We start from the raw sequence: 12917 nt of genomic DNA on the forward strand, positions 1-12917 counted from the left end.
CCCATTAATCTTCAGTAATCCAACTTCGCAATAATTTTGCAAAGTCCTCTGGTTTATCTTTCGCCATTTTTTCAAGTTGTTTACGGCGTACTGTACTTTCTGTTTCCTTTTCATCGTTAATATCATCAACAAACAGATCTTCCTGTTCTTCAATTACCGTTAATTCTTCCTCTTCTTTTTTGCGCTTATTAGCACGAAGAATGAAGAACACTAATAGTACAATTACAGCAAGTAGTATTCCACCAACTACCCAAACCCACCAAGGAACTACTGGTGTTTCTTCCGGAGTAGCGACTTCATTACCGAAGAACTGTTGTACCGATACAACGATTTTTTCATTAATTTGGTCTTCAGTTAATTCACCTGCAGCCTCTTTATCAATAGATGTTCGAACAATCGTTGATAAAATTTGTTCAATATCCGCTTGTACGTCATCTGATAATGAAGCAGGATCATCTGGCACCGGTGGCTCTACCATAACTTGAATTCCGATATCACGGATTTTATAAGGACTTTCTTGAATGTCCTTTCTGATACGGTTCACATCATTATTAATTGTTTCTTCAACTCGTTCAAAGTTTCCATTGCCGTTATTACCACCTTGGTAATCAACGAAGTTATCCGTAATATTTTCTGCTTCCGGTGTGCCTGTTGCTGCATCTGTACCAGTGTAAGTTTCAGTTATTCTTTGAGCACTAATCTCAATACCTTCCATGTTTTCTTCATCAACAGGTTGAACTAAATTTTCTTCTCGATTTTCTTGTTTAAAATCAACATCCGTTGTAACCGATACAACGACTTTATCTTTCCCCATCATTGTACCTAGCATTTGTTGAACTTGACGTTGAAGATCGCGTTCAATTGTTTTCTTTACTTGCATTTGACCTTCAACCGAATCAATTGAATTAGAATTTGATGATGCCGATGCTAAATCGTAGTACTCTGAGTGTTGATTTGATATAACAATATTATCAGTGCTCAGATTTGGTATACTTTTTGAAACTAGGTTATAAAGGGTTTTTATTTGCTCATCCGAAAACTTATGACCAGGTTCAGTATTTAACACAATTGCTGCACTTGCCTCTTGAGCAGCATCACTTAAAAACACACCTTGTTCTGGCATCGTAATCATCACATTGGCATCTTTAACACCTTCAATTTTACGAATAAGATTAGCCAATTCTGTTTGAGTTGCTGCTAATTTGATGACATTGAATTCATTATCCGTCATACCGAATCCGGCATTTGATGTGAAAAATGAATTATTAATTTCACCTGATTCAGGGTAACCTTGTGAAGCTAGTGATACTGTTAACGAATCCACTTGTTCTTCTGGAACTAGTATATTCGTCCCTCCAGGCGCAATTTCATATGTAACACCTTGCGCACCTAATACTTCCGCTATTTCACCGGCTTCTTGAGCAGAAAGTTCAGTAAACAGAGGCACCATTGTTGTTCTAGTAGAAAAATATGTAAGAATTCCTGCTAAAGCAATAACTCCTAATAAAGTTCCAATTATTGCTCCTTTTTGGCCTTTCGTTCGACTCCTCCAAAACTGGGTCGAGTCCGTTTTTACTTTCGTTAGTCTTTCATTCATTATGTGTCCCCCGATTATAGTGGATACACAACAATTTATAGTTGTGTCAAACCGTTAGTTTATACACTCATTCGCATAATCTCCTGGTAAGCTTCGATTGCTTTATTTCGAACTTCCATCGTTGCATTTAATGTAATACTCGCCTTTTGAGATTGAATCATTACTTCATGTAATTCAACATTTTCACCATTTATTAATTTCTGAGTTAATTTATCTGATGTAATTTGCTGATCATTGACAGATGAGATTGCATTTTTTAATGTATCAGCAAAAGTTTGTTGTGCTTCATAGGGTGTAACTTTTGTTGCAATATTATTAGTCTGATTTACACCTTGTGTAGGCATCATTAATGATACTGGATTTATAGCCATTCCGACTCATCCTTTCTACCTAATTTATTTTCCTATTTCTAGTGCTTTTGTCAACATCGATTTACTTGCATTAAACACAGTTACATTTGCTTCATACGATCTAGTAGCAGATACTAAATCAACCATTTCTGTTAATAAATCAACGTTAGGCATTTGTACATAACCTTCTTGATTTGCATCAGGGTGAGTTGGATTATAAACAAGTTTAAAAGGTGTTTGATTATCATCGTTAATCGCTGTTACTCTGACACCATTTCCACCTGTTTCTTTCTGATTCATTGCTTTATTTAAGAAGCTTGAAAATTGTCCTTGGTCTTCTGTCAATGTCACTGACTTTCTTCTATAAGGCTCCCATTCTCCATTTACTTGCTTTGCTCTTGTTGTATCAACATTTGCGATATTGGAAGAAATAACATCCATTCTAAGACGTTGAGCTGTAAGAGCCGACGCTGTTGTATTCATACTAGTAAATATAGACACGATCATCTACCTCCTTTAATAACAGTATTTAAAGTGTTTAACTTTCCAGAAATACGATCTATTAAAGCATTATAGTAAATAGTATTCTCTGCTAAACTAGCTTGTTGTGCGTCCATATCAACACCATTTCCATTACTTCTATATTGATAGTTTTCATAACTAAAGACACCTGGTGTTGATTGTTTAATTGTAAAATCATAATGTCGAATATCAGTTTTATTTGCATTGATTGTCGAATTACGCGCCTCGCTTAACATTTTTTCAAAACTAACATCTTTCGCTTTATAATTCGGCGTGTCGACATTTGCTATATTTTGAGCGATTGTTTTATTTTTAAGCGATGCATAATTTAATCCGTTTTCTAGGCTACTGATTGTTCCACCAAATAAGTTCAAACCATTCACCTCTATTTTTAAATTTTCATTACAATATGTTTCAAAACAATAATTTAATTTTAAAGTATGTTATTGTCTAGTGTCTATCGCCTTTTGTCGTTTTTTAATAGTCTATTCATACCATTTTTTCGCTAAAATCACTCCAAAAAATTCACAATTCCTTATTCAATAATCCTATTTCAATACGATAATCATTGTTCTTATAGGCTTTCAAAGACATTATAATAAATTTTAAACATACCCTACTAAAAAAGTAACTATTTTTTTGTAATTTATGTAATTAGTGAAAAAATTAGCCAAAAAAAGATTCCGCCTTCCAATAAGACGGAACCAATATAGTATAACATTTATTTCATTTTTATTTCAGCAAGTGCAGCTAAAAATTTATCATTTAATACTTTAATATACGTCCCCTTCATTCCTAATGAACGAGATTCAATAACACCTGCAGATTCTAATTTACGTAATGCATTTACAATCACTGAACGAGTAATTCCAACTCGATCTGCAATTTTTGATGCAACTAATAATCCTTCATTACCATCTAGTTCTTCAAAAATATGCTCGATTGCTTCAAGTTCACTATATGATAAAGAATTAATTGCCATTTGAACAACTGCTTTACTACGAGCTTCTTCTTCAATTTCTTCGGATTTTTCACGTAAGATTTCCATCCCTACTACTGTCGCACCATATTCCGCTAAAATCAAATCATCATCTTCAAACGTTGCAGTAAGACGACCTAAAATTAATGTTCCTAATCGTTCACCACCACCGATAATTGGTACAATAGTCGTCAAACCATTTTTGAATAAATCACGGTTCTCAATTGGGAAAATTGTATGTTCATTATCAATATCAAGGTTTGGCGATGTTTCAGTAATTTCAAATAAATGATCTGAATAATCTTCAGGGAATTGACGTTCTTCAAACATTTTTTTCATTCGAGGATTTTCAATTTGTTGATGGATTGAAATACCAAGAAGCTTTCCTTTACGACTTACAATAAAGACATTGCTATCTATAATATCACCAAGTGTATCTGCCATTTCTTTGAAGTTTACAGGTTTTCCTGCAGATGCTTGTAACATTGAGTTAATTTTTCTTGTTTTTGATAGTAAATTCATTTTTAAAAAAATCCTCCTAATAAGGCTAATAATAATTCTCTTAATATTCTAAAGGTTTCTACAATTTATTGTAACTAATTATGCTTAAATTATAAGATAAATTGTGACAAATCTTTGTTTTTCGATATTTCTCCAAGTTTTTTGTCGACATATGTCGGCGTAATTTCAATATGTGCAGGTGCAATTTCTGATGCTTCAAAAGAAAGCTCTTCTAGTAAGCGTTCTAATATTGTGTGTAATCGTCTAGCACCAATATTATCTGTCTCCCGGTTTACATCTGTCGCGATTTCTGCTATCCGTTCAATCGCTTCCTCAGTAAAGTTAATCGTAACTCCTTCAGTTTCTAACAATGCTTTGTATTGTAGAATTAAAGATTGATCTGGTTCTTGTAAAATACGAACAAAATCTTCTTTCGTTAATTTGTCTAACTCCACTCGGATCGGGAAGCGACCTTGTAACTCAGGAATTAAATCACTCGGCTTTGACATATGAAAGGCACCAGCGGCAATAAAAAGCATAAAATCTGTTTTTACAGGACCATACTTCGTCGTGACTGTCGATCCTTCTACAATAGGTAGGATGTCTCTTTGTACACCTTCACGGGATACATCAGCTGAATTTGTATTACGACTTGCAATTTTATCAATTTCATCAATAAAAATGATTCCTGACTGTTCGGCGCGGCGAATCGCTTCTCCTGCTAATTCATCAGCATCGATCAATTTATTTGCTTCCTCTATAATTAAAACACGTCTTGCATCCTTAACCTTCATTTTACGTTTCTTCATTTTTTTCGGCATTAAATTCGACAACATGTCTTGCATACCCGAAGAACCCATATCCATACCCATTCCAGGCATTAGTTCAAGAAATGGGGCATTTTGTTCTGTTACTTCTACAGTGACAAATTGCTCTTCTAGCTTTCCAGCCTTTAGATCTCCTGCAATTTGTGAACGTTTGCTTCGAATTTCTATTTCGTCCTGAGTAGTATCATCTATAGGTTTATCATCTTTTTGACCAAATAACATCTCGAAAGGATTTTGTGCCATTTTCCCCTTAATTTTGGATGGCACGAGTAATTTTACTAATGCTTCATTTGCATTTTGTTCAGCTTGATCCTTTACTGCTTCCGTCATTTCATCCTTCACTAACCTTCTAGACGCTTCTACAAGATCACGAACCATGGATTCTACATCTCTACCTACATAACCGACTTCCGTAAACTTTGTAGCTTCTACTTTAATGAATGGGGCATTTGTCAGTTTTGCAATTCTACGTGCAATCTCCGTTTTACCAACACCAGTCGGCCCAATCATTAAAATATTTTTAGGGATAATTTCGTTTTTTAACTCTTCACTTAATAACGATCTACGGTATCTGTTTCTTAAAGCAATCGCAACTGCACGCTTAGCATTATTTTGCCCAACAATATGACGGTTTAACTGTTCTGTAATTTGTCTTGGCGTTAAATTTAATTGTGTCATTCTTCAAGCGCCTCCACGATAATGTTATGATTTGTAAAAACACAAATATCTGCAGCAGTCGTCAACGCTGCTTTCGCAATTTCTTTTGCCGTTAAATTATTTGCGTGTTGTTTTAGGGCTCTACCTGCAGCCAATGCATAATTTCCACCTGAACCAATTGCTAATATTCCATCATCTGGTTCAATGACTTCACCAGTACCTGAAACGAGCAGTAGCGTATTTTGATCCATTACAAGTAAAAGCGCTTCTAGTTGACGCAACATTTTATCTCCACGCCACTGCTTTGCTACTTCGACAGCCGCGCGTTGTAAGTTTCCGCCATACTCATTTAGCTTTGTTTCAAACATTTCAAACAATGTAAACGCGTCAGCAACTGAACCCGCAAAACCTGCCAACACTTTTCCGTTGAATAGTTTACGAACTTTTTTAGCAGTATGCTTCATTACAACCGAATTCCCTAAGGTAACCTGCCCATCTCCTGCCATTGCACAATTCCCTTTATGATGAATGGCAAAAATGGTCGTCGCATGAAATTGTTCCATTTATCTTCCTCCTTACAATTACGCTCTTGGATGCGCACTCATATAAGTATTACGAAGGTGCTCTTTTGTCACATGGGTATAGGTTTGGGTAGAAGACAAACTCGCATGACCTAATAATTCTTGGACAGTTCGAATGTCTGCACCATTATTTAACAAATGAGTTGCAAAAGTATGTCTTAACATATGAGGATAAATTTTTGTATTTAAAGCTGCATTTTGGATCATTTCTTCCAAAATATAACTTACCCCACGTGTTGTAAGTTGCCCACCACGCATATTTACAAATAATTTTTTGTGATGGCTATTTTTCATCAATTTAGGACGAACTTCATTCATATATTTTGTTAAAGCCTCATGTGCATATTGTCCAAAGGGTACGATTCTTTCCTTTCGACCTTTCCCCATTACTCTTACAATTGAATAGTTAAAATCTATATCTTCCAACTCAATTGACGTACATTCGCTTACACGTATTCCAGTTGCATATAACAGTTCCAATAACGCAATATTCCGAATGGATTTTGGATCCTCTCCAACATTACGTTCAAATAACTGAGAAAGTTCCTCTTCGTAAAAAAAATTAGGAAGACGTTTTTCTTTTTTAGGGTGATAAAGTGAGCGAAAAGCCGAGTCATCTAGGTTAAACTCTCGATTTAAATAATTAAAAAACGTTCGAATGGAGGAAATTTTCCTTGAAATAGATGTTCTTGCTTTCTTTTCATCATATAACTTCGTCGCATAATTCCTCGCATGAATATATTCGACATCCTTCAAATTTGTCGTACCTTCAGAAAATAGAAATGTAAGAAATTCTTTAATATCAAATTCATACTCTCGAACCGTATGTACAGAGAAGTTTTTTTCAAGTTGTATATAGCGAATGAAATGCTCTAAGGCGCTCTGTGGATCGATTTGCAATGCTTTATCCTCCTATTCATTTTCCCTATAAGAACTGGTTTTGTTCTTCTTCATTCAAAGAAAACAGCACAACTAAGAACGGAAAATAGTTACAATAAAGCGAAGGCTAAATTGATTGTTTGGATCCTTGCAAAATATTTGGCATTTGGATTAGTAAGAAAGGCATTATTCTACATAATTTCTTCATTAGAAAACATCCATTATGACACTATACCTATATTGGAAAATTATCAAGCAATAAATTAATATCTTTTGTAAACTTCGTGTAAATTGTCAACAATTTGTTCAAAAACAACGGACAAGTGTAAAGTTCCTTTGTGCAATTATCTGTTTGTTACACTCGATTCAAACCTCGATAATTTTGACTTTTTAGCAAAAGAAAATGCCTCATAAATTATATCAATTTAATGAGGCATAAATCAATTATATTGTTTGAGAATTCACAAAATTCCGAATTGTCGTTAATGCTCGTTCTGCATGTCGTTCTGCTCGTTCTTGTTTTGATCGAATTCTTTCTCCTAGCTCAGGGAAAATCCCGAAGTTTACATTCATTGGTTGGAAGTTTTTCGCATCTGCTTCTGTAATATAACGTGCCATACTTCCAAGAGCTGTTTCAAACGGGAATTCGATTGGTTCTTTCCCTTGCGCTAATCTTGCAGCATTGATTCCTGCAATTAGGCCACTACCTGCTGATTCAACATAGCCTTCAACACCCGTCATTTGTCCTGCAAAGAAAATGTTCGTATTTGCTTTTAATTGATACGTTTTTGTTAAAACAGTTGGTGAGTTAATAAACGTATTTCGATGCATGACACCATAGCGCACGATTTCAACATTTTCTAAACCTGGAATCATCGAGAATACGCGTTTTTGTTCTCCCCATTTTAAATGCGTTTGGAAACCAACAATATTATAAAGTGTTCCAGCTGCATCATCTTGACGAAGTTGAACGACAGCATAAGGTCTTTTTCCCGTTTTCGGATCTTCTAATCCAACTGGTTTCATCGGTCCAAACAGCATTGTTTTTTCTCCGCGCGACGCCATCACTTCAATCGGCATACACCCTTCAAAATATTTTTCTTTTTCGAATTCTTTTAATGGTGCGCATTCTGCAGTAATTAACGCTTCACGAAAAGCATCGAACTCTTCTTTTGTCATTGGACAATTTAAGTATGCCGCCTCACCTTTATCATAGCGTGATTTTAAATATACCTTATCCATATTGATACTATCTTTTTCAACGATTGGAGCTGCTGCGTCATAGAAATATAAATATTCTTGACCAGTTAGTTCTTTTACTTTCTCTGCCAATGCAGGAGAAGTTAGTGGACCTGTTGCAATTACTGTGATCCCAGCTGGAATTTCAGTTACTTCTTCATTCACGATCTCAACTAGTGGATGATTTTTCACTGTTTCTGTAACGTATCCAGCGAATTCATGGCGGTCAACTGCAAGAGCCCCTCCAGCCGGTACTGATGCATTATCCGCAGCTTTTAAAATTACCGAGTCTAAAATACGCATTTCTTCTTTAATCACACCAACTGCATTGGTTAAAGTGTTTGCACGTAATGAATTCGAGCACACTAACTCAGCAAATTTATCGGTATGATGTGCTGGAGTTTGTTTCACTGGGCGCATTTCATAAAGACGTACCTTTACGCCTCGCTTTGCAATTTGCCACGCAGCCTCACTACCAGCAAGACCAGCTCCAATAACGTTTACAATTTGTTCTGTCATTTTACTACCATCTTTCTCAATCATTGTGAAGGTGCTTCCTCATAGTCACATTTTGTACATTGAATTTGAACACCTTTTTTAATCTTCTTCTCTACTAATAATGCATTACATTTCGGACAAGGTCTACTAATTGGCTTATCCCACGATACAAATTCGCATTCTGGGTAAGTGTTACAACCGTAAAATAATCGCTTCGTTTTGCTTTTTCTTTCAACGATTTCACCAGTTTCACAACTTGGACATTTTACACCAATTGGTTTCATAATGGCTTTTGTATTTCGACAATCTGGGAAATTAGAGCAAGCCATAAATTTACCGAAACGACCTAATTTATAGACCATAGGAGATCCACATTTTTCACAATCTTCTCCTGCAGGTTCGTCTTTAATTTCGATTTTTTCCATTACTTCATCAGCATGTTTTACATGTTTTTCGAAATCTTTATAAAATTCATCAATAATTTTTACCCAGTTCGTTTGCCCCTCTTCAATTTTATCAAGATCTTGTTCCATTTTGGCTGTGAACTCAATATTGATAATGTCAGGGAAAAATTCTAACATTGCTTGATGCACGATTTCTCCAAGTTCTGCTGGGACAAAACGCTTCGAATCCAATTGTACATAACCACGCTTTTGAATAACATCTAATGTTGGTGCGTATGTGGATGGTCTTCCTATTCCTCGTTCTTCTAATTCTTTTACAAGGCGAGCTTCTGTATAACGAGGTGGAGGCTGTGTAAAATGTTGTTTCGGTTCAATTTCTAATGATTTCACAACATCCCCAACTTCCATTTCTGGTAGAAGTTTCGTTGTTTCTTCTTCATTTTGGTCATCTGTTCCCTCAATATACAACTTCATAAATCCTGGGAATTTAACATGGGAACCATTTGCACGGAATTGTACATCACCGTTAACTAAATCTACTGCAACTGTATCTAAAATTGCCGAAGACATTTGACTCGCGATGAAGCGTTCCCAAATTAGACGATATAAGCGTAATTGATCGCGGCTTAAAACCTCTTTTAACTCATCTGGTGTACGCATCACACTTGTTGGTCGAATGGCTTCATGGGCATCTTGAGCATTTGTTGCCTTTTTGGATTTCTTTTCTTCGTTCACGACATAGTCTTTTCCGTATTTTTCAAGAATATAGGATGACGCTTCACTCTTAGCAGTATCAGAAATACGAGTTGAATCGGTACGCATGTATGTGATTAAACCCACTGTACCTTCTTTTTTACCGATATCAATCCCTTCATATAATTGCTGGGCTAACATCATCGTTTTCTTCGCACGGAAATTTAACTTACGCGCTGCTTCTTGTTGTAAGGAAGACGTCGTGAAAGCTGGTGCAGCGTTACGTTTACGTTCTTTTTTTACAATATTTGTAACTTTAAAGTCCTCACCATTTACTCCACTTAAAATTTCTTTAACCTGTCCTTCATTTGATAACTTTACTTTCTCTTTTCCAACACCATAGAACAAAGCATCAAACTGTTTTTTTCCTTTTTCGAATAAACCTTCAATTGACCAATACTCTTCTGGTACAAAGTTTTTAATCTCTTCTTCCCGATCAATAATCAATCGCAATGCAACCGACTGCACTCGTCCAGCTGACAGTCCTTTTTTTACCTTTTTCCAAAGAATTGGACTAATATTGTAGCCTACTAGTCGATCTAAAATTCTTCTAGCTTGTTGGGCATCTACTAAATCCATGTCAATTGGTCTTGGATGTTTAAATGACTCTAGTATTGCATCTTTTGTAATTTCATTAAACACCACTCTACAATCTGAATTCGTATCAATATTTAAAGCCGTTGCTAAATGCCATGCAATTGCTTCTCCTTCACGGTCAGGATCGGCTGCGAGATAAATTTTCTTCGCTTTTTTTGCAGCTGATTTTAAGTCTTGAAGCACAGGTCCTTTACCACGAATAGTAATATACTTCGGTTCATAGTTGTTTTCTGTATCTATACCTGTTTGACTTCGTGGTAAATCACGAACATGTCCAATCGAAGCTTTTACTTTATATTTTTTCCCTAAGTATCTTTCAATTGTTTTTGCCTTTGCTGGTGACTCTACAATCACTAAATAATCTGCCATTTATTCTTCCCCCTTATAGAGGTAAATTGTTATTAAAGTAAAACATTTAATAGTTAGGTTTCCCCTATACCCCAATATCTTGTTTAGCGGAATACAAAATCTTAGAAATTGTCCCACTATTTTCATAATAGTTAAAAATAAATATCTGTTGCAAAATGTATAACAGTTTTTACGATAATGCAACTTTTTTTCAATATTTACCTTAGAAAATCACGATTTGTCACTAATAATAAGACAAATCGATGTTACCTCCTTGCAAGGATCGATAACACGTACACTACTTTATTTACGAAAAAACATTTTCATTTCTTCTATTATTTGGTGGCCATTCCAAATTGGTATAGCCCCTTCCTTAATTAAACTGTTCGTCCCCATTGACTGTTGAGAATGGATGGGTCCAGGTACTGCAAACACATCTTTTCCACTTTCTAGTGCAAGCTCTGTTGTAATAAGTGTCCCGCTTTTTAATGCAGCTTCCGTTACAATCAGTGCATCACTAATACCGCTTATAATACGATTTCTACTGGGGAAATGCCATTTCTGAACACCAACATATGGAGGATATTCTGTTAATAATAAATGATTTTCTGCAATTTCTTCTGCTAATTGTTTATTTTCCTTAGGATAAATATGAAACAATCCATGTCCCAAAACTGCAATTGTTTTTCCTCCATACTTTATGGTGGATGTATGAGCCAAACTATCTGCTCCTTTAGCTAAACCGCTTACAATGACACAGTTTTGTTCAATTAATGGCGGCACAATATAATCCATTGCTAACCGCGAATAATTTGTTGCTTTCCTCGATCCAATTATCGCCAATTTTAGAGGACACTTTAATAAAGCGATGTCCCCCTTTGCATAAAGCATTGTTGGCGCATTATTTATTTCTAATAGTTTTTTAGGATAATATTCACTAAAATAAGGAATAACATTTATATTAGCAGAATTATATGCTTCTTTTAAATTAACTTTCATTAAATGTTTATAATTGTATAAAATTTTTTCTGCATTTTTTGTCGAAACCGATAATATTTTAGCTAAGTTTATCGATGACAAATGAATTATATTTTGAATTGATCCTACTTGACCTTCTAGTTGTTGGAATTTATTAAAAGTGAGAGGATAAACGTAATGGAGAGCAAGAAGTTCTTGCAAATTTTTCATATTATCACCCCTCTGTAGTTTTCGAGACGTGACCGCAATAAAAAATGAAAAGGTGTAACGCAATTGTAGCGTTAACACCTTTTATTTTAATGGGTCTTACACTTTTCGTATAGACCTTTTTCTTTAATTACTTTTATTAATGTCTCACCAATAACAGAAGGAGTTGGTGCAACTTCTATACCTGCTTCATTCATTGCCTTAATTTTCTCACTCGCAGTACCTTTACCACCAGAAATAATGGCACCTGCGTGACCCATACGTTTTCCTGGAGGTGCAGTTTGTCCACCGATAAAGCCTACGACAGGTTTCGTCATATTTGCCTTAATCCACTCTGCCGCTTCTTCTTCTGCTGTACCACCAATTTCACCGATCATAACAACAGCATACGTTTCTGGATCATTGTTAAATGCATCTAGTACGTCAATGAAATTCGTACCATTTACTGGGTCGCCCCCAATACCAACTGCTGTCGTTTGACCAATACCCGCTTGAGTAAGTTGAAGTACTGCTTCATAAGTTAGTGTACCAGAACGAGACACTACCCCTACATGACCTTTTTTATGGATATATCCTGGCATAATTCCGATTTTACATTCATCAGCACTAATAACCCCTGGACAGTTTGGACCAACTAGACGCGTTTTTTTCCCTTCCATATACTTCTTAACTTTTACCATATCCAACACTGGAATATGTTCAGTAATACAAATGGTTAAATCTAGTTCGGCATCAACTGCTTCCATAATTGCATCTGCTGCGAATGGAGCTGGAACATAGATTACTGAAACATTAGCACCTGTTTCATTTACTGCCTCTTGAACCGTATTAAAAACCGGTACGCCTTCGATAAGTTGTCCACCTTTACCCGGTGTCACACCCGCTACGATTTTTGTACCATATTCTAGCATTTGTTTCGTATGGAATAAAGCTGTTTCACCAGTTATCCCTTGAACGATTACTTTTGTATCTGCATTAATATAAACACTCATGAAATCTC

The 12917-nt window shown here is 35.6% G+C and carries 12 protein-coding genes; all 12 read right to left on the minus strand.

The window, feature by feature from the left end:
- Nucleotides 1-4: 4 nt before the first annotated feature.
- The 12 genes from fliF to sucD all read right to left on the minus strand — a co-directional run bounded on the left by fliF (nt 5) and on the right by sucD (nt 12909).
- The gene (fliF, locus tag EK386_RS03060) at nt 5-1597 is read right to left on the minus strand and encodes a flagellar basal-body MS-ring/collar protein FliF (protein WP_126657556.1); all 1593 of its coding nucleotides are present in this window, start codon (nt 1595-1597) and stop codon (nt 5-7) included.
- Between the two features lie 59 nt (nt 1598-1656).
- The gene (gene fliE / locus EK386_RS03065) at nt 1657-1968 is read right to left on the minus strand and encodes a flagellar hook-basal body complex protein FliE (RefSeq protein WP_126657557.1); all 312 of its coding nucleotides are present in this window, start codon (nt 1966-1968) and stop codon (nt 1657-1659) included.
- 24 nt (nt 1969-1992) lie between these two features.
- Nucleotides 1993-2448 (minus strand): flagellar basal body rod protein FlgC, encoded by a 456-nt coding sequence (flgC, locus tag EK386_RS03070; RefSeq protein WP_126657558.1) that lies wholly within the window; start codon nt 2446-2448, stop codon nt 1993-1995.
- Between the two features lie 2 nt (nt 2449-2450).
- Entirely contained in the window at nt 2451-2843 is a 393-nt protein-coding gene (gene flgB / locus EK386_RS03075; protein WP_126657559.1) for a flagellar basal body rod protein FlgB, read from the minus strand.
- Between the two features lie 347 nt (nt 2844-3190).
- A complete protein-coding gene (codY, locus tag EK386_RS03080) occupies nt 3191-3970 on the minus strand; it encodes a GTP-sensing pleiotropic transcriptional regulator CodY (RefSeq protein WP_126657560.1) in 780 nt (259 codons plus the stop codon).
- A gap of 89 nt (nt 3971-4059) precedes the next feature.
- On the minus strand, nt 4060-5454 hold the full coding sequence (gene hslU, locus EK386_RS03085; protein WP_126657561.1) for an ATP-dependent protease ATPase subunit HslU: 1395 nt from the start codon (nt 5452-5454) through the stop codon (nt 4060-4062).
- Nucleotides 5451-5996 carry an ATP-dependent protease subunit HslV gene (hslV, locus tag EK386_RS03090; RefSeq protein ID WP_126657562.1) on the minus strand — a complete coding sequence of 182 codons (546 nt, stop codon included), beginning with the start codon at nt 5994-5996 and terminating at the stop codon, nt 5451-5453. Before hslV ends, hslU begins: the two co-directional genes overlap by 4 nt.
- Nucleotides 5997-6014: 18 nt before the next feature.
- Complete coding sequence (gene xerC / locus EK386_RS03095; protein WP_439331223.1) at nt 6015-6908, minus strand: tyrosine recombinase XerC; 894 nt, start codon at nt 6906-6908, stop codon at nt 6015-6017.
- 429 nt (nt 6909-7337) lie between these two features.
- The gene (gene trmFO, locus EK386_RS03100) at nt 7338-8651 is read right to left on the minus strand and encodes an FADH(2)-oxidizing methylenetetrahydrofolate--tRNA-(uracil(54)-C(5))-methyltransferase TrmFO (RefSeq protein ID WP_126657701.1); all 1314 of its coding nucleotides are present in this window, start codon (nt 8649-8651) and stop codon (nt 7338-7340) included.
- Between the two features lie 20 nt (nt 8652-8671).
- Nucleotides 8672-10753: a type I DNA topoisomerase gene (gene topA, locus EK386_RS03105; RefSeq protein ID WP_126657564.1), complete on the minus strand. Its 2082-nt coding sequence runs from the start codon at nt 10751-10753 to the stop codon at nt 8672-8674.
- 282 nt (nt 10754-11035) lie between these two features.
- Nucleotides 11036-11920 carry a DNA-processing protein DprA gene (gene dprA, locus EK386_RS03110; protein ID WP_126657565.1) on the minus strand — a complete coding sequence of 295 codons (885 nt, stop codon included), beginning with the start codon at nt 11918-11920 and terminating at the stop codon, nt 11036-11038.
- 86 nt (nt 11921-12006) lie between these two features.
- Entirely contained in the window at nt 12007-12909 is a 903-nt protein-coding gene (gene sucD, locus EK386_RS03115; RefSeq protein WP_126657566.1) for a succinate--CoA ligase subunit alpha, read from the minus strand.
- Between the last annotated feature and the right edge of the window lie 8 nt (nt 12910-12917).

The organism is Lysinibacillus antri (genome assembly GCF_003977595.1).
Classification (GTDB): Bacteria; Bacillota; Bacilli; order Bacillales_A; family Planococcaceae; genus Ureibacillus; species Ureibacillus antri.

Bases quoted from the DNA above. Each gene is read 5' to 3' on its own strand.
- fliE (WP_126657557.1), bottom strand. From the start codon at position 1,968: ATGGCTATAAATCCAGTATCATTAATGATGCCTACACAAGGTGTAAAT.
- trmFO (WP_126657701.1), bottom strand. From the start codon at position 8,651: ATGACAGAACAAATTGTAAACGTTATTGGAGCTGGTCTTGCTGGTAGT.
- hslV (WP_126657562.1), bottom strand. From the start codon at position 5,996: ATGGAACAATTTCATGCGACGACCATTTTTGCCATTCATCATAAAGGG.
- fliF (WP_126657556.1), bottom strand. From the start codon at position 1,597: ATGAATGAAAGACTAACGAAAGTAAAAACGGACTCGACCCAGTTTTGG.
- topA (WP_126657564.1), bottom strand. From the start codon at position 10,753: ATGGCAGATTATTTAGTGATTGTAGAGTCACCAGCAAAGGCAAAAACA.
- sucD (WP_126657566.1), bottom strand. From the start codon at position 12,909: ATGAGTGTTTATATTAATGCAGATACAAAAGTAATCGTTCAAGGGATA.
- codY (WP_126657560.1), bottom strand. From the start codon at position 3,970: ATGAATTTACTATCAAAAACAAGAAAAATTAACTCAATGTTACAAGCA.
- dprA (WP_126657565.1), bottom strand. From the start codon at position 11,920: ATGAAAAATTTGCAAGAACTTCTTGCTCTCCATTACGTTTATCCTCTC.
- hslU (WP_126657561.1), bottom strand. From the start codon at position 5,454: ATGACACAATTAAATTTAACGCCAAGACAAATTACAGAACAGTTAAAC.